The following is a 17,704-nucleotide window of genomic DNA, read 5'->3' as shown; positions in this document are numbered from 1 at the left end:
GGGGTCTTATAGCCTCCTTGTTTTATAAATAAATTTGGAGGGTACACTCTAATGGATCAATCGAATCGTTACGCCGATCTTAGTCTTAAAGAAGAAGATCTGATTGCAGGTGGCAAGCATCTGCTTGTTGCTTATAAACTTATTCCAGCCCCAGGTTATGGCTTTCTGGAAGTAGCTGCACACGTTGCTGCTGAATCTTCAACAGGTACCAACGTAGAAGTGTCTACCACTGATGATTTCACCCGTGGTGTTGACGCACTGGTATATGAAGTAGACGAAACCGCATTTGGTGATCATCCTGTGAAGGGTGGCGGCCTGATGAAGATCGCTTACCCTGTTGATCTGTTCGATCCGAACCTGACTGATGGTCACTTCAATGTTTCTCATATGTGGTCTCTGATTCTGGGTAATAATCAGGGCATGGGTGACCATAATGGTCTGCGTATGCTCGACTTCATGGTTCCAGAAGTAATGATCAAGAAATTTGATGGTCCAAGTACCGGTATTTCTGATATGTGGAAAGTTCTGGGCCGTCCTGAAGTAGACGGTGGTTACATCTCCGGTACTATCATCAAACCTAAATTGGGCCTGCGTCCTGAGCCTTTTGTTAAGGCATGTTACCAGTTCTGGCTTGGCGGCGACTTCATCAAGAATGATGAGCCTCAGGCTAACCAGCCGTTCTGCCCAATGGAAACTGTTATTCCTATGGTTGCTGAGACCATGGATCGCGTTCAGCAGGAGACTGGCCAGGCCAAGATCTTCTCTGCTAATGCAACAGCTGACTGGCATACAGAGTGCATCAAACGTGGTGACTTCATTCTTGAGTCTTTCGCCAAGTACGGCAACGAAAAGCATGTTGCATTCCTGATTGATGGATTCGTAACAGGTCCTGCTGGTGTTACCACTGCACGTCGTGCATTCCCAGATACCTTCCTGCACTTCCACCGTGCCGGTCATGGCGCTCTGACTTCTTATAAGTCGCCAATGGGCATGGATCCACTTTGCTACATGAAGATCTCTCGTCTCTCAGGTGCTTCAGGTATCCACACTGGTACCATGGGCTACGGTAAGATGGAAGGCCACGGCAATGAGACTGTTCTGGCATACATGCTTGAGCGTGACGAGTGCATGGGTCACTACTTCAACCAGAAGTGGTATGGCATGAAGCCAACTGCTCCAATCATCTCAGGTGGTATGAACGCACTGCGTCTGCCAGGTTTCTTCGAGAACCTTGGTCACGGCAACGTCATCAACACTTGTGGTGGTGGTTCATTCGGCCATATCGACAGCCCTGCTGCTGGTGCTAAGTCTCTTAGCCAGGCATACGAGTGCTGGAAAGATGGTACTGATCCAATCGAATACGCCAAGACTCATAACGAGTTCGCACGTGCATTCGACTCATTCCCAGCCGACGCTGACAAGATCTACGGCGCTGACTGGCGTGAGAAAATCGGCGCTCATAAGTAAGCTCCGACCTCACAGTCGAAAAAATGAAAAGGCCTCCGCGCAAGCGGGGGCCTTTTTTTTGGTTCATCGCGCAATTACGGGAATGATCCTCATAGGAACTGAGTTGCTTCATTCAAACCAAAGGCAATGTAAGTGAATATATATTCACTTGTCCTTTCTTTGATGGCAAAGAAAGAACGAAAGAAAGCCACCCGGAACCAGCCAGCCCTTCGGGTTCCCGATCCTGCATATTAAAAATCGGCCGCGGCTCCGCCGCTCTTCTCCGATTTTGAATATTTGTCTCGGCAGCCTGCTAACGGGGGATCAAACGACACTGTTCCAGCCGCAAGATTGAGTTGCCTTTTAATCCCGCTCCAAGATGCGCCGGAGTATTTATTGTTCAATGGAAAGAGGCGAAAATAGTTTCGCCCCATTGAACGATAAATACGCAGGGAGAAGCAGATTGCCGGGCTTTCTTTGGTTCGTTTCTTTTCTGGAAAAGAAATGAACAGATAAATCTACCATTATAGCAGGAGAGGATACGCCTCCAGTTTTGATTTACTAAGACTGTTTTCCCGGACTTCCGCGAAGAACCTTTTTTTTGCCTGTTCTAGAGTTTTTGACAGTTTTCAACTACAGTAACGTAGTCATCCTTCTTTTTTTGTGACCCGTGGGAGTTGTTGATGGGGAGTGCTTCTAATATCGTAGCTTATGACGTTAGTAGGTTGATCTATTTTATGGTTTTTATGTTGGTGTGGGATGCTGAGCAGCGTGCAGAGAGAATATAACCTTGAATAATGGCGTATTGAAATCAGCTCTGAAGACGTTGTACATGCTTACGCTGATCTCCATAGCAGCAAGCGTCACGCTGGCCGAAGTGAGTGGCCAGATGGTAAAAGATGCAGCAGCAGAGAGTAATCTGATAGAGCTGAATCAGAAGCAGCGTGCATGGCTTGCGCAACACCCCGTGATAAGGGTGGGTTTAGATGCTGATTTTCCCCCTTATGAATTTATTAATCAGTACAATACACACAGCGGCATATCCAGTGACTATCTCAAAGAGATGTCGAAGGTTTTGGGTATTAAATTTGAGGTTGCAACGAATCTAAGCTGGTCAGAGGTTCTGAACCGGGCAAAAGATAAACAGATTGATTTATTACCACTTGTTACGGCCTCACCGGAACGTGGCAATTATCTCTCCTTCACAACCCCTTACATTCGCTATCAGTTGGCCATTGTATCATCGCCCACAACTGTTGCTTCTGCACAGACGCTTGCCGATCTGGCAGGAAAGAAAGTGGCATTGGTTCAGGATTATGCGGCCAGTAAGCAGGTGCTTGAACGCCAGCCAGAGATTCAACCCTATTATGTAGCCACGGTGATTGAGGGTTTGAACGCAGTGTTGGACGGGAAGGCTGTGGCAATGGTGGCCGACGCGGGCACCATGAGTTACAAAATCAGGGAATTTGGCCTGACTCCCTTGCGCCTTTCCGGCTTTGTAGAGATACCCGTTCAGGGTTTTTCCATGGGGGTGCGCGATGACTGGTCTGAATTGACTGGTATTTTAGATAAAGCATTGAGCGCTATACCTGAGTATCGGCATCAGCAGATATTAGAAAACTGGATAAGGCCTGTTGAGGTAGAAGATCAGACCATTCAACTCAGCGACAGTGAAAAAGCGTTTATAAAAAATCACCCGGTTATTCGGGTTGGTGTTGATCCGGATTTTGCACCGTATGAATTCGTCGATGCACAAAATAATCATGTCGGCATTTCAAGCGATTACCTCACCGTGCTTGCGAAACTTCTGGGGGTGACATTTGAGGTTGTTCCTGATCTCAGCTGGACGCAGGTGCTATCTGACGCCAGAGATAAAAAAATTGATATGCTGGCTGCAGCAACACCAACACCAGAACGACAAGCTTTTCTCACATTCACCGATCCTTATATTCAATATCAGGTTGCCATTGTTACCCAGGAGGGTGAGAACCGATTCCAGACGTTAAAGGACCTGGCAGGAAAACAGGTCGCCCTGGTAAAGGGGTATGCCTTTACAGAGCTTGTGTTGCAGGCAGGGCCAGATATACAACCCTACTATGTTGACACCGTACTTGACGGGCTTAAAGCTGTTGTCCAGGGCAATGCTGTGGCGATGGTGGCTGATGTAGGCTCCATGGCCTATAAAATAAGAGAGTTCAGTATGGTCTCTCTTAAAGTGTCAGGGTTTACCGATATTGATGCCAAAGGGCTTGCTATGGGCGTGCGTGATGACTGGCCTGAATGGGTTTCGATTCTGCAAAAGGCTTTGGCCGCCATCTCCTACCCGCGCCATCAACAGATAGTGCATAGCTGGATAAAACCTGATCAGAGCGAAGATAAAACCATTCAACTCAGCAATGATGAAAAGGCATTCATAAAGAACCATCCCATCATTCGACTGGGCATTGACCCTGAATTTATCCCGTTCGAATTTGTTGATGAGGCTGGCCAATATAGCGGCATGGTTTCCGATTATATCAAGTTGCTTAATGAGCGTCTCGGAACGAATATGGTGATTGCTCATCAAAGCGGGTGGAAAGAGGCCGTGGCAAAGGCCAAGGCCGGTGATTTAGACGCCTTGCCCTGTATCGGCCTGACCCAGGAGCGTCAAAAGTTTTTTGATTACTCCGATGCATATATTCAATACTACCGGGTAGCTATTACCCGTTCGGATGCGCCCTTTGTCGTGGATTTAAGCGATCTCGAAGATAAGCGGGTTGCTGTGCAGGCTAATAGCTCGCACGAAGGCTACCTGCGCGATCATTCTTCCATTGTTCCGGAAATATTCCCGACGCTGCAGGAGACGATTCTCTCCGTATCCTCGGGAAAAAATGACGTGATTGTGGGTAATCTGGCATCGGCGATGTACTGGATTCGAAAAATGAATCTGACCAACCTCAAGGTTGCCGGTGCGCTTTCGCATGAGCCTGGAAACCTCCATTTTGCAGTCAGGAAGGATTGGCCGGAATTGACCAGCATGATTAACAAAGGACTGGCTACCATCAGCAAGGCAGAGCGAAAACAGATTTCCGAGAAATGGGTCAACGTCAAATATGAAGCCGTCACTGACTATGCGCTGGTCTGGAAGCTGGTGTTGGCCTTTGTACTGATTATTCTGGCTGTGTTGATCTGGAACTATAAGATAAACCAACAGAAACGTCTGGCACAGTCTGCTCGCGATGAGGCCGAAGAGGCCAAAGAAAAACTTGAACAGGCCAATATGCAGATGCATGCCATCTTCGATTCAGCCAGTGCTGGCATCGTGATGATTAAAGAGAGAATGATCACCAGTTGTAATCGTCGCATGGATGAGATGTATGGCTGCGAATCTGGTGAGCAGATAGGGCAGTCTACGCGCATCTGGTACACCGATGATGAGACCTATGAAAAGGTTGGAAGAGAGGCGTATGAACACATTTCCCGTAATGAGACCCATGTCGGTGAGACACTGGCGGTGCGCAAGGATGGAAGTCGCTTCTGGGCCAGAGCGAGCATTCATGCTATTGATCATCATGACCTGAGCAAAGGCTCTGTTGCCATCGTTGAGGATATCAGCAGAGAACGGGCAATCATGCAGGAGATGGAAGCATCCAGAGTGAAGATTGAGCAGGCCAATATGCAGATGCATGCTATCTTTGATTCAGCCAGCGCCGGTATTGCGATGATTAACAACAGGGTCATCATCAGTTGTAACCGACGCATGGATGAGATGTATGGTTACGAAGCGGGGGAGCAGGTGGGGCACTCCACCCGCATGTGGTATGAGGATGATGAGATCTATGCACGAATTGATCGTGAGGTGTATGAGAAATTAGGCATGAATGAGACCCATCGCTGCGAGCGGTGGGCTGTGCGAAAGGATGGCAGTCGCTTCTGGGCCCGTTCGGGCATTCACGCGCTTGATCATGATGATCTTAGCAAAGGTGTTGTGATGGTTGTTGAGGATATCTCCAGAGAGCGTGAAATTATGCTGGAGATGGAGCAAGCCAGAGAGCAGGCTGAAGAGGCAACGCGAGCAAAAGCAGATTTTCTGGCCAATATGTCGCATGAGTTGCGTACGCCCATGAATGCCGTACTGGGCATGCTCTATCTTGCCCTCAGGTCCGAGATGCCTCCGGCTCTGCATAATTATCTTACCAAGGCTCAGGGGGCAGCCAACTCACTGCTCTCCATTATCAACGATATTCTTGATTTCTCCAAAATTGAGGCGGGCAAGCTGGATGTTGAGTCGATTGAATTTTCTCTCGATAGCGTGATTGAGCAGTTAACCGATGCCATCGGTTTTCAGGCTGAGCAGAAGGGGGTTGAGTTTCTCATTCGCTATGATGCCAATATCCCCATTACGCTGGTGGGTGATCCACTGCGTCTGGGGCAGGTGCTGCTGAATTTGTGCAGTAATGCCATCAAGTTTACAGAAGCGGGTGAAGTGGAGCTCTCATTCCATTGCCTGAAGAGAAGCAAGAAAGGTATGACACTTCAGGTTACAGTTCGCGATACAGGCATCGGCATGGCCGCAGGGATGCAAGAACTGATATTCCAGAAATTCACCCAGGCCGATGACAGCACCACCCGCCAGTTTGGTGGAACAGGCCTTGGTCTGGCGATCAGCAAGTTGCTGGTCGAGTTGATGGGGGGACGAATCTGGGTTGAAGATTCGGTGCCCGGAGAGGGGAGTACCTTCTGCTTTACGGTGAAACTTGATCTCTCCCGTAAGGCGCAGGTGCATCAACATGCGTTGGCCGAACAGGCTGGGCCTCTGCTCAAAGGGGTGCGCGCACTGGTGGTCGATGATAATGAGACCTCGTGTGAAATTCTTGGTGAGATGTTACGGTTTTTCCATATCGATACCCAAAGTGTTCATACTGGCGCGGCTGCCATTGAGATGCTGCAGCAGAGTGGCGAGAGGCCATTCGATATGGTGTTGATGGATTGGCGAATGCCCGGCATGAACGGTGATGAGGTGACCAGGCGCATTCATGCCGATAGCAATATTCAACCTCAGCCGAAAGTGGTCATGGTAACCTCATTCGGCCGTGAAGAGGTAATGAGTCTGGCTGCGCAGGCTGGTGTGGATGGATTCCTCCTTAAACCGGTGTCACCATCCACCCTGCTGGATACAACGCTCTCCGTATTGGGGCGGGGCCGGATCTTCACTGACAGCAGGCATGACGTGAGAGAGAACCTCTCTATGGACTCTCTTAGCTTTTCAGGGGCTCATCTGCTACTGGTTGAAGATAACGATATCAATCGCGAATTTGCCAGAGAACTGATGCAGAGTATGCATGTGACTGTTGATGAAGCGGTCAATGGCAAAGAGGCGCTGGCGATGGTGCAGCAGCGTACCTACGACGGTGTTTTGATGGATATCCAGATGCCGGTCATGGATGGGTTAGAGGCAACACGAAAAATCCGCGCGCTGGCAGATGCGTTGGGGGAGAAGCGTTTTGCTGATCTGCCTATTATCGCAATGACCGCCATGGCGATGGTGAAAGATGCTGAGAAGTGCCTGCAAGCAGGCATGAATGACCACATCACCAAGCCGGTCTCGCCGGAGCGATTGACTCAGGCGTTAAGCAAATGGTTGCCGGTGACAGATAAAGCTAAATCGGCCACTGCGGAAAGTGCTGTTGATGCAGAACTCACCGACTACCCTGCCGATCTGATGGCCCTTATGCATTTTGATGCCGTAGCGGGAATCCGCCGCATCGGTGGTAAAGCGCAAGCCTACCGCAAGCAGTTGCACCGCTTCCGCGATCGTTATCCCGATGCCGTAGATGAATTGCAGCTGCTGATCAACAGCAAGGGGATGCAGGCTGCCGAAGATTATTGCCATGCTATCAAGGGTGTATTTGGCGCGCTCGGGGCGGATGCGCTGTTTGATAGTGCAACCAGTATAGATATGTTGCTCAAAGAGGGTGTAATGCCTTTGCCTGAGCAGTTTGAAGGTATGCGAGTGCTGCTTCAGCAGGCGATGCATGAGATTGATGGATTGACCATTTCAGCATCTGTACAGCCGCTGGCAGCAGAGGAGTTGGGCCGGGAAGAGTTGCTGGCCAAGCTTGCAGCATTGAAAGTCCTGCTGAAACGTGATGTGGGTGCTGCAGAAGACCTGCTGGGTAAAATTCGTGCAGGAGTCACCGGAACGGTCGTAGAGCAAGCCGTGTCTGAGATGAGCGCTGGCATGGAGTTGTTTGAGATCGATGATGTGCTGAATCAGCTCGACAGATTGCTCGAGCAAATTGGTGAAGGTGAGCTGGTCAGTAGTAAGGGGGTTGGAGATGGGTGAGGGCAATAAAAAATACAGGCTACTGATTGTTGATGATGTGGCTGAAAATCTGCATGCCATGATGAATATATTGCGTGATCACTACTCCCTCCTTGTGGCAACCAGTGGTGAGAGAGCGTTGGCGCTGGCAGCCAACGAGCCGCAACCCGATCTGATCCTGCTGGATATCAAAATGCCGGGCATGGATGGCTATGAGGTGCTCAAGAGGCTCAAGAGTGACCCTGCTACGGCCATGATTCCGGTTATTTTTGTCACGGCGCTGTCAGAGGCTACGGATGAGGCCAGAGGATTGAATCTGGGAGCTGTTGACTATATCACCAAGCCTGTGAATGCCGATCTGCTTAAAAGGCGAGTGCTCACGCAGCTTGAACTGAAACACTATCGCAGAACGCCATTGGTGTTTGGAATCGATGAGGAGCAGATGCCACAAACCTCTCCGGGAATTCTGGTGGTTGATGATATGCCGGAAAATGTACATGGACTGGTCAGTGCCTTGTCAGATGAGTATCGCGTTATGGTGGCTGAGAGTGGCGCGAGAGCGATAGAGGTCGTTAACAGTGCCAATGCTCCCGACCTGATTCTTCTGGATATCAAGATGCCCGGCATGGATGGATATGAGGTGTGTCAGCGTATCAGGGCAGATGAGAAGGGGCGCAGTATTCCCATTATATTTCTTAGTGTTCTGGATGAACCCATTGAAAAGGTGCGTGGTTTTGCCATTGGTGGCGCTGACTATATCACTAAGCCATTCGATATTGATGAGGTGCACGCCAGAGTTCGGACGCATCTGGAGTTAAGGCAATACCGCCTCCATCTTGAGGATCTGGTAAAACTGAGGACGGCAGAGTTGACCGAGAGTGAGAAGAATTTTCGCCAGGCGCAGAAGATGGAGGCGCTCGGCACGCTGGTCGGCGGTATCGCCCACGATTTCAATAATATTCTGGCCGCCATGCTGGGCTCGATCTATCTGGCTAAAAACTCATCAGATGATTCTGAAATGGTAAATAAATCGCTTGAATCTGCTGATGAGCTTGGCTTTCGTGCGGCTGATATGATCAAACAACTGCTCACGTTTGCCCGTCAGGAGGAGGTGAACAAAAAAATATTCTCGCTTGTGCCATTCTTTAAGGAGGCCAACAAACTGGTAGGCAGAGCGTTGGAGGAGAATATCCGGTTCACCACCAGAATCAATTGTGGTGAGCTCTTAGTTAACGCCAACTCCACCCAGTTGCAACAGATCCTGTTTAATCTGGTGAATAATGCTCGTGATGCCCTGCACGGCAGTGAGGCTCCTGAGATTATTGTAAGTCTGGAGAAATTTGAGGTTGATGCTGCTTTTAGAGAGCGGCATCCGGAGATAAAAGGTGAACATTTCGCGGTGATTGAGGTTCAGGATAGTGGTGAGGGAATTCCTGATGAGAACCTGCCAAAGTTGTTTGATCCGTTTTTTAGTACCAAAGAGGTTGGCAAAGGAACGGGATTGGGTCTGGCGATGGTTTATGGCTCTGTCAGGGATCATGGTGGTGTTCTTGAGGTTGAGAGCGTAGAGGGAGAAGGCAGCCGGTTCAGGGTCTATCTGCCTTTAGAGGAGGGGGCTGTAAGCCATGCTGATCACGAAGATGATAATATTCACAAGGGCAGGGGTGAAATAATTCTGCTGGTTGATGATGATATGCATTTGCGAACAACAAACAGTGCTATTCTGACAAGTCTGGGTTATCAGGTGCTTGTTGCCAGCGATGGCAGGGAGGCTGTTGACTGTTTTGCTGCCAATCCCGGCAAAGTCGATCTGGTATTTATGGATGTGGTAATGCCGGTGATGAGCGGGCCTGCGGCTGTAAGAAAGATGCGAGAGATCGATCCCAGGGTAAAGGTGATCTATCTGACTGGATATGACTCCAAAGGTGCTTTGACATCACAGCTGGATCGCAGTCGCGAAGTGGTGATTAATAAACCCTGTCCCATCAGTTATTTGAGTCGAATTGTTAGGGAGCAGCTGGATTTGCCATAGAGTCGACCTGTTCGCCAGACACAAAAAAAGGGCAGCGAAATCGCTGCCCTTTTTTTTAGCGTTTACCCTGTGCTGATCAGGATGCCAGCAGAGCTGCCTGCGCTGCTGCCAGACGTGCGATAGGCACGCGTGGGCCTGAGCATGAGACATAGGTCAGGCCGATGCTGTGGCAGAAGCGGATGGAGGCTGGATGGCCACCATGTTCGCCACAGATACCGATCTTCATGCCCGGTTTAACACCGCGACCCCAGTTTACGGCCAGCTCCATCAGTTTGCCGACACCATTGGCATCGAGCACTTCAAATGGATTGTCCTGAAGGATTCCTGCTTCATTATACATCGGCAGGAATTTGTTCTCGGCATCCTCGCGTGAGAAGGAGAATGTGGCCTGCGTCAGGTCATTGGTACCAAAGCTGAAGAAGTCAGCTTCCTCGGCCAGCTGTTCAGCACGCATGCAGGCACGAACCACCTCCATCATGGTGCCGAATTTGAAGATTGGTGCGATACCTTGTGATTCTTCAACCTCTTGCCTGATGGTTTCAACGATGGCCTTGATTGCGATGAGCTCTTCAGATGTACATACCTGAGGAATCATAATTTCAGGATGAACTTCGGTGCCGGCTTTCTGGCATACACAGGCAGCTTCAAGTACGGCACGAATCTGCATAGCGTAGATTTCAGGGAAGGTGATGCCCAGGCGTACACCGCGATGACCAAGCATCGGGTTGACCTCAAACAGTGCACGCACCTTTTTAAGGATCGCCTCTTTCTTCTCAATCGCCTCATCGACCAGGGATGAGTCAGCCAGCTGCTGAATAGGTGCCAGGGTACCATTGCGGGTGGAGAGCAGACTCAGTGTTGCAGTCAACACCTCTGAACCACGCATGGTATCTTTCAGGTGCTTCAGCTGTACCAGATCATCGATCAGCTGATTCTCTGAAGGCAGGAACTCATGAATCGGAGGATCAAGAAGACGTACAGTCACAGGATTTGGTGACATGGTTGTGAACAGTTCAACGAAATCCTGACGCTGGATAGGCAGCAGCCGGTCGAGGGCTGCCTGACGCTGCTCGAGTGTCTCGGAGACAATCATCTCCAGTACGATGGGCAGACGCTCTGCGGCATTAAACATGCGCTCTGTACGGCACAGTCCGATGCCCATAGCACCATATTTCAGTGCCCGTTCTGCATCTTCAGGGATGTCGGCATTGGCCATTACTTTCAGGTGTGCACGTTCATCAGCCCAGGAGAGCAGGGTTTTAAGCTCTTCTGAGAACTCAGCCTCAACGGTTGCCACTGCACCGAGATAGACATTGCCTGATGTGCCATCGATGGTGATCAGATCACCCTCTTTAATGACAACATCGCCGATATGGGCGCGACGGGACATAACGTCCACTTCGATACCATCAGCACCGGCCACGCACGGTTTGCCCATGCCACGAGCCACAACTGCTGCATGACTGGTTTTGCCGCCACGGCTGGTCAGGATCGCTTCAGATACAAAGAAGCCGTGGATATCTTCCGGTTTGGTCTCTTCACGGAGCAGGATCAGAGGGCGGTCGTGTGCCGCTTTCTGTGCTACCGCCCGATCAGCATCAAAGACAACATGACCACATGCTGCGCCCGGACTGGCTGGAAGGCCCGTGGCCAGTGCCGTTACTTTGGCGTTGGGGTCGAGGCGGGGGAAGAGCATCTGCTCCAGTGATTCAGGTGCGATACGCATCAGAGCCTGCTCTTTGGTGATCAAGCCTTCTGCTACCAGTTCAACTGAGGTACGAACCATCGCCTGCGTGTTCATCTTGCCGTTGCGGGTCTGCAGGCAGTAGAGGATGCCCTTCTCAATGGTGAACTCAAAATCCTGAATCTCGGAGTAGTGGGTCTCCAGTTTGTTACGCAGCTCTTCAAGCTGGCGGTAGAGGTCCGGCATCTCATCGGCCATCTGGGCGATCGGCTTAGGTGTACGGATTCCTGCCACCACATCTTCACCCTGAGCATTGACCAGATATTCACCGTAAAAGATGTTTTCACCGGTACCCGGGTTGCGGGTAAAGGCCACGCCGGTTGCACAGTCATCACCACGGTTACCAAATACCATAGTACAGATATTTACAGCCGTACCATTGGCCTGATCCGGGGTGATGTTAAATTCACGGCGGTAATCCACTGCGCGTTTACCTGACCATGAGCCGAGAACGGCTTTGATCGCCAAATCCAGCTGCTCGTAAGGGTCTTCAGGGAAGGCGCGGCCAGTCTGTGCATGTACGACATCCAGGAATACAGCAGAGATCTCTTTCAGGTTTTCAGCGGAGAGGCCGACATCTTCTTTGACGCCTTCGCGCTTTTTGATCGCTTCAAACGGCTCGTCAAAGTGCTCATCAGCAATGCCGAGAGCTACTTTTCCGAACAGCTGGATAAAGCGGCGGTAGGCATCGTAGGCAAAACGTTCGTCGCCAGTCTGTTCGATCTCACCCTGCAATGTATCACGGTTCATGCCGAGGTTGAGAATGGTGTCCATCATGCCGGGCATCGACATTGCGGAACCTGATCGTACAGATACCAGCAGAGGATTGTGCGCATCTCCAAAGCCCTTGCCGGTCAGCTTCTCAAGGGCTGTCATCTGCTCCTTCACCTCCTGCATGCAGCCATCTGGCAGGACATTGCCCCCCTCAATATAGGCCAGGCATGCCTCTGTTGTGATGGTGAAGCCCGGAGGGACATTCAGTCCGATCTGTGTCATCTCACAGAGGTTGGCACCTTTGCCACCAAGAAGTTGTCTCGCTTTGCCGTCTCCCTCCATAAAAGAGTAGACGTATTTCTTTTGCTCATTAGTCATTATTACTTTCCCTGAAGTCCATCGAAACACGGTTGGTGTTCATGGTTATTAAGTGTATTGGGCAAGTCAGAATTGGCTTACGCCGAACACGAGCATCATACGCCTGAAAGGCTTTTCTGAAAAGGGAGTATTTCTGATCAGGGACATTTTGCATCAATCTGCAGTACCTCATATTTAAATTTGATTCATAACGCTTTCGTCGCTGCTCGAATATGGCCGAATATATGCAGTAAGGGTGTAAATGTTGTTGTATGAATTTTTGGAGGTGGGCTAAAAAATATAATTAAAACAGGTGGATATGTTGCTTTGTTAATGCCCTATATGGATCGTGATTCGATTTGGAGCGGTAATGTTTGCCGCTGCTAAAGGGAAAGTTTTGCCTACTCTCCGGGGTGATCAATGAAACTGACTGTTGCGTTGGGGCTGCAGTACGACAGCAGTAGACCACATGCTCATGCTGTTATGCCGCTCGAAGATGAGAGAGGTGTGGTTATTCCCGTCAGTAAAGATACCGTCATTGATCTGCAAGCCGCCTCGCAACCTGCTCAGGGGTTTGAGTTCAGCTACAGGCATAATATCTTCTTTTTAACCTATAACCTGCAGGGGCTGCCAGCACCTATCGCAGAGAATCGGAGCAGCCTGGATATGTTCGCCTGATTTGATCTGTTCAATATATGTCATGCGTTATGGGTTGCTGACAATCTTACACTGCTACTGTTTTGGCACAGATATTGATAGTAGTATGGTAAGCTGATTTGTTTGCGATATCAGAAACCGGTTTCTGCCGGTAAATATTGAGGTGCTATGCCGGATCAGGATTATAGTGAACACAGGAGTTTTGAGCGTTATCCCATCGACTTTGATGCGGAGATTGGCGGGGTTTCTCCGGCCGGTGATGCCTTCGTTGACAAGAGTGTGTTACGTAATATCTCCGGCGGTGGTGTCTGCCTGTTAACGGATTACCCTGCCTATTATGCACTTGGGCAGGAGGTTCACTTAAGAATTCGCCTGCCTGATACAGACAGACTTGCAGCATATATGGTCTGTAGTGCTACTGTGGCATGGGTTCACACTGCTGAGGCAACAGAGTCTGAAGGCAGGGTCGTTTTCATCGGTCTCTCTCTGAACGATCCGTTTACCTTTGAGAGTCACAAGTTTTCTGCAACTGACGATATCAAAGAGTCCGGGCTCTGATGATGAAAAAAGGGGTTCGATTCAGAGATATTGAACAGGCCAGTTACAGCCTGATTGGCTTTATTCCCTATCTGTTGGCCTTTTATCTGGTGATCTATCTTGATGCCGAGATCACCCCGACGCTGCTGCTGATAGCGCTTTCCGCGCTTATTGCGCATCTGATTGGATTTTCAGTGATCCGGAAATTTGGCAGGCAACTGCGTAATGTGCACGATATTACCGGTCAGGCAGCCATGTCTGACCAAAAACAGTCGATTCAAATCCATGAGAATACCCCCGATGAACTGGTTGGCATTATTGAGCATTTTAATACGGTATTGGCTGAATCAGAACGTTCATCGCGCAATTTTCAGGAGATGACAACCAAGCTACTGCTCTATACCCGTGAAATTGAGGGTTATCAGAAGAAACTCAGGGAGGAGAGTCTGTCGCGCAGCCGTTTGAGCCGTTATGTCGATAAGAGCCTTGTCGAAAAGATCATCAGTTCAGAAGAGGATATTCCTCTGCAGAACATGCAGCACGAAGTAACAGTGTTGTTTGCCGATATTCGGTCATTCACATCGATTTCAGAGCATATGAGTCCTGCCGAGGTGATCGGCATGCTCAATGACTATTTTGATGCGATGGTGAAGATTATTTTCAAACACAACGGCATTCTCGATAAATTTGTCGGTGATGAGCTGATGGCGACCTTTGGTGTGGTCGGTGATCAGGAGGAGGGGCCTCTCAACGCTCTGCAGGCAGCCATTGAGATGCAGCACTGTGTGAAAGCACTTATGCCCGAATTCAGATTGAAAGGTTATCCGGTATTTGAGGTTGGTATTGGTGTGAATACGGGTGATGTTGTGATGGGCAATGTCGGTTCAAAGAACAGAATGGATTATACGGTGATCGGTGACACCGTGAATGTTGCAGCCCGCCTTGAGCAGATGGCAGAGGGTGAGGTGATTCTTGTTGGCGAAGAGACATATAACCGTTGTCATCATCTTATTGCCATGCAGCCCAGAGGTGATATCAAGGTGAAGAACCGTGGTGCGCTGGTGAAGTGTTATCAGATGAATCTGAGTTAAAAAAGGCAGATTATCTCGTCGCAAGTTATAGTTATCAGCAAGTTTTTTATCACTCTTCTGCAAATACAGAGACAGATCTAATGGTATAATCACCTCCGCGATTGCTCATGATGAAACCACTGAAGGGATCCCTGTAGCTTCTGTCGCGTACGCGGATAATCTCTTTGCCATCAACCTGAATGGTCATCACTCCACTGTTAGCGCGTAACCAACTGATATTGTGCAACTTGCCATCAGCAAACAGTGGAGTCTGGTCATAACGCTCAATTACTGCCGACATGCCTGAGCGATAGCGGATAACTTTAATAGCAGGGCGGTCGCCGCCCTCGTAGGCGATACGGTAACCGGAATCACGCTGCCGGCCCTGATAGGCTCCCCATTCAAAGCTGCCCTCTCTACTTATGCCGCGCAGTCCGAATTCGATCGTAATCGCAAAGGCGTTGCTGATCTGAGTGGTGGTGAAAAGATCGGCCTGATCAGGATGCATGGTAGCTGGCGGAGTATCCGTTCTGCCATTGGGCTGCAGTACCCCCTCCAGCAGTATGCCAAGAATCGCCTCCTGACTGGACTGGCGAGGTGGGTTTGTTGATGCCGGTTGCTGACTGAGATCAAGGCGGGAGCGCAGCATGCCTGAACGGCTAAGGCGAAAATAGTCCATGTTGCCTTGCCAGCCGGGGTTTCTGGTCAGTTCGCCATCGCTGAAATCATCATAGAGAACCTGCTTGCGCCAGGGGGCATCGTAGCGTGAGGAGAGATCGCGAAGTTGATCAATAAAGCGGTAACTGGCAGACCGGTCACGCTCTGCCTGATCGGTTAACTGCTTGAGCTCTTTTATCAGTTGTTGAGTCTGCTGCTGATCCGACTGTGCCAGCAGCGGGGCTGGCAGCCAAAATATAGATAGTAATATCCAGACTGCTTTCATGAAAATCTCCCTGGTTATCAATCTGTCAGGCTGCCTCTCTCCGGGCCATCCTCTTCTTCGCTCTCATCATCCTCTTCTTCATCTTCCTCAACCTCTTCGGGGTTGTTTCTATCGACAAAGTAGATGATCAAGCCTGTGATGACGGCGATAAAGGCCAGTGTTAGTACAACAGTGGCAGAAGGGGGGAGGTCGAGAAAGTCAGCCAGAAGTGTTCCGGCGGTGCTGGCAATAACGGCGAGCGTGAGCGCCTGCCATGTCGGTCCGTTATGGCCGCGTCGCCAGACTGAGAGTGCAGGCATGACCAGATAGGCGAATACCAGCAGTACACCAATAGCATAGATGGCAGGCACAATAATCAGGCTTAAACCGGCATAAAAGCGCAGGCGGCCAGTGAAGGTGTTGCTGTGCTCCGGCAGGGCGAGCAGTAGCCCGAGTCCGGCAAATACAGAGAGTTCAATAATGCCTTGCCAGTCGATGCCCAGTACGCTGCCGAACAGCAGTCCCATGAGCTGCCCCTCTCCATAGGGGAGCAGGGAGAGCAGCACCATGCCCACTGATGCTGCAAAGGCGTATACCGCACCCATCACAGCCTCTTTGGGTAGCGGCGTATCCTCATCCATCAGTGCCATCAGAACCAGTGCAATAGAGGTGGTTGCCGCAGCGGCATACACACCAGGTATTTGCAGCGCCATGCCCATGGCATACCCGGTTGCTGCCACCTGAGCCAGAGCGAGATCGACAAATACGATGCGTCGCTCAAGTACCCGTTGGCCAAGCACCGGCAGGGTGATAGCGATCACCAGTGTGGCAATTAAAACAGTCAGTAAAATCATTGGCTCCACCTCGCTACGCGCTCTACCATTAAATCAAACATGCCGATGTACCCTTCTGTACCATAGCCCTCAACGGCATCTGGCAAGACCATCATTTTAATACCTGCCGCACCGGCAAGACGCTGGGCGATAGCTCTGTTGTTGTAGGGTTCCACCCAGATCAGCTTGACGTTTTTCTCTCTGATGAGAGTGAGAAGGTCATCCATATAGCGTGTTGAGGGCTCGATGCCGGATCGCGGTTCAATGAAACCGCCCAGCTCGATATTCATCGCTTCCATGAAATAGACATAGGTATTGTGATAGGTGATGACAACGCCGGTATGAATATTCATATAATCACGCCACACCGGCAGTCTCTCTTTGACTGCCTTTTCAAACGCAGTGGCCCGCTGCAGATAACGTTCAGCATTGACGGCATCAAGTTCACTCAGGCGAATAGCCAATGCATGGGCAACCTTGATACCCATCTCGGGATCCAGCCACCAGTAGGGGTTTTTGTCAGGTGACCACTGGCTGATCTGTTGGCTGCTCATGCCGCGCGGTACGCCAATGGCTTCGATAGCATCACCGCCGCTGAGATAACCATCACTGCCGGGGATAATCTTGAAGTTGCCTGAGCGTTTGATCAGTGAGGGTAGCCAAGAGGCCTCCAGTCCAAAACCTACGCTGAAGAGCAGCGTTGCATTGCTCAGTGTACGGGCATGGCCGGGACGCGGCGAGAAGACATTGGGATCGTGGCCGATGCTGGTGAGTGTTTTAACATCAATATCTATATCGCCAACTGCCTGTGCAATCTGAGCAAGGGCCGGGACTGTTGCGACCACAACAGGTCTGGCATTGGCAGGGGAGTAGGATGAAAGAAGGAGCAGCAGCAGGATTGCTGCTGCTGTACAGATCGACTGAAGCGGTGCTGACTTTTTCAGCAGGGCCATGATTTTCCATTATGCTTAGGCTTTATCATTATTTTCCCCGGCAACGATCTGGTTTCATCATCTGTTTCCCTATAAATAAGCAGGTTTAGTGCCAACTTACCACAACGAGGTATATAACTATAGCTTATGTAATCT

10 protein-coding genes are annotated in these 17,704 nt (G+C 50.1%); 6 read left to right on the top strand and 4 right to left on the bottom strand.

The annotated features are described in order from the left end of the window. The first annotated feature begins 51 nt into the window (after positions 1–51). The 3 genes from F3F93_RS02665 to F3F93_RS02655 all read left to right on the top strand — a co-directional run bounded on the left by F3F93_RS02665 (position 52) and on the right by F3F93_RS02655 (position 9,782). The gene (locus tag F3F93_RS02665) at positions 52–1,467 is read left to right on the top strand and encodes a ribulose-bisphosphate carboxylase (RefSeq protein WP_176957605.1); all 1,416 of its coding nucleotides are present in this window, start codon (positions 52–54) and stop codon (positions 1,465–1,467) included. Positions 1,468–2,236: 769 nt separating this feature from the next. Further along, positions 2,237–7,771 (top strand): transporter substrate-binding domain-containing protein, encoded by a 5,535-nt coding sequence (locus tag F3F93_RS02660; protein WP_176957604.1) that lies wholly within the window; start codon positions 2,237–2,239, stop codon positions 7,769–7,771. Next, complete coding sequence (locus tag F3F93_RS02655) at positions 7,764–9,782, top strand: response regulator (RefSeq protein ID WP_176957603.1); 2,019 nt, start codon at positions 7,764–7,766, stop codon at positions 9,780–9,782. The genes F3F93_RS02660 and F3F93_RS02655 overlap by 8 nt, the downstream gene beginning before the upstream one ends. A 76-nt stretch (positions 9,783–9,858) precedes the next feature. On the opposite strand, the gene ppdK is transcribed toward F3F93_RS02655, so the two are convergent. After that, positions 9,859–12,618 carry a pyruvate, phosphate dikinase gene (gene ppdK / locus F3F93_RS02650; RefSeq protein WP_176957602.1) on the bottom strand — a complete coding sequence of 920 codons (2,760 nt, stop codon included), beginning with the start codon at positions 12,616–12,618 and terminating at the stop codon, positions 9,859–9,861. Positions 12,619–13,017: 399 nt separating this feature from the next. On the opposite strand from ppdK, the gene F3F93_RS02645 reads away from it, so the two are divergent. The 3 genes from F3F93_RS02645 (at position 13,018) to F3F93_RS02635 (ending at position 14,882) form a co-directional block, all read left to right on the top strand. Then, complete coding sequence (locus tag F3F93_RS02645) at positions 13,018–13,275, top strand: hypothetical protein (RefSeq protein WP_176957601.1); 258 nt, start codon at positions 13,018–13,020, stop codon at positions 13,273–13,275. 147 nt (positions 13,276–13,422) lie between these two features. Then, positions 13,423–13,812, top strand: a complete 390-nt coding sequence (locus F3F93_RS02640; protein WP_176957600.1) for a PilZ domain-containing protein — start codon at positions 13,423–13,425, stop codon at positions 13,810–13,812. Then, the gene (locus F3F93_RS02635) at positions 13,812–14,882 is read left to right on the top strand and encodes an adenylate/guanylate cyclase domain-containing protein (protein ID WP_176957599.1); all 1,071 of its coding nucleotides are present in this window, start codon (positions 13,812–13,814) and stop codon (positions 14,880–14,882) included. Before F3F93_RS02640 ends, F3F93_RS02635 begins: the two co-directional genes overlap by 1 nt. Positions 14,883–14,931: 49 nt before the next feature. Here the strand turns inward: F3F93_RS02635 and F3F93_RS02630 are convergent, their stop codons facing one another. The 3 genes from F3F93_RS02630 to F3F93_RS02620 are packed head-to-tail and all read right to left on the bottom strand — an operon-like array spanning position 14,932 to position 17,569. Next, entirely contained in the window at positions 14,932–15,804 is an 873-nt protein-coding gene (locus F3F93_RS02630; protein WP_176957598.1) for a hypothetical protein, read from the bottom strand. A 17-nt stretch (positions 15,805–15,821) separates the two neighbouring features. After that, positions 15,822–16,637 (bottom strand): metal ABC transporter permease, encoded by an 816-nt coding sequence (locus tag F3F93_RS02625; RefSeq protein WP_176957597.1) that lies wholly within the window; start codon positions 16,635–16,637, stop codon positions 15,822–15,824. Continuing rightward, the gene (locus F3F93_RS02620; RefSeq protein WP_176957596.1) at positions 16,634–17,569 is read right to left on the bottom strand and encodes a metal ABC transporter substrate-binding protein; all 936 of its coding nucleotides are present in this window, start codon (positions 17,567–17,569) and stop codon (positions 16,634–16,636) included. Before F3F93_RS02620 ends, F3F93_RS02625 begins: the two co-directional genes overlap by 4 nt. Between the last annotated feature and the right edge of the window lie 135 nt (positions 17,570–17,704).

Origin of the sequence: Mariprofundus sp. KV (genome assembly GCF_013387475.1) — a bacterium.
Classification (GTDB): Bacteria; Pseudomonadota; Zetaproteobacteria; order Mariprofundales; family Mariprofundaceae; genus Mariprofundus.
Note: the sequence above shows the minus strand (reverse complement) of the source record. Positions and strands in the feature narration are given on the sequence as shown.

Bases quoted from the DNA above. Each gene is read 5' to 3' on its own strand.
- F3F93_RS02630 (WP_176957598.1), bottom strand. From the start codon at position 15,804: ATGAAAGCAGTCTGGATATTACTATCTATATTTTGGCTGCCAGCCCCG.
- F3F93_RS02635 (WP_176957599.1), top strand. From the start codon at position 13,812: ATGATGAAAAAAGGGGTTCGATTCAGAGATATTGAACAGGCCAGTTAC.
- F3F93_RS02640 (WP_176957600.1), top strand. From the start codon at position 13,423: ATGCCGGATCAGGATTATAGTGAACACAGGAGTTTTGAGCGTTATCCC.
- F3F93_RS02665 (WP_176957605.1), top strand. From the start codon at position 52: ATGGATCAATCGAATCGTTACGCCGATCTTAGTCTTAAAGAAGAAGAT.
- F3F93_RS02655 (WP_176957603.1), top strand. From the start codon at position 7,764: ATGGGTGAGGGCAATAAAAAATACAGGCTACTGATTGTTGATGATGTG.
- F3F93_RS02625 (WP_176957597.1), bottom strand. From the start codon at position 16,637: ATGATTTTACTGACTGTTTTAATTGCCACACTGGTGATCGCTATCACC.
- ppdK (WP_176957602.1), bottom strand. From the start codon at position 12,618: ATGACTAATGAGCAAAAGAAATACGTCTACTCTTTTATGGAGGGAGAC.
- F3F93_RS02645 (WP_176957601.1), top strand. From the start codon at position 13,018: ATGAAACTGACTGTTGCGTTGGGGCTGCAGTACGACAGCAGTAGACCA.
- F3F93_RS02620 (WP_176957596.1), bottom strand. From the start codon at position 17,569: ATGGCCCTGCTGAAAAAGTCAGCACCGCTTCAGTCGATCTGTACAGCA.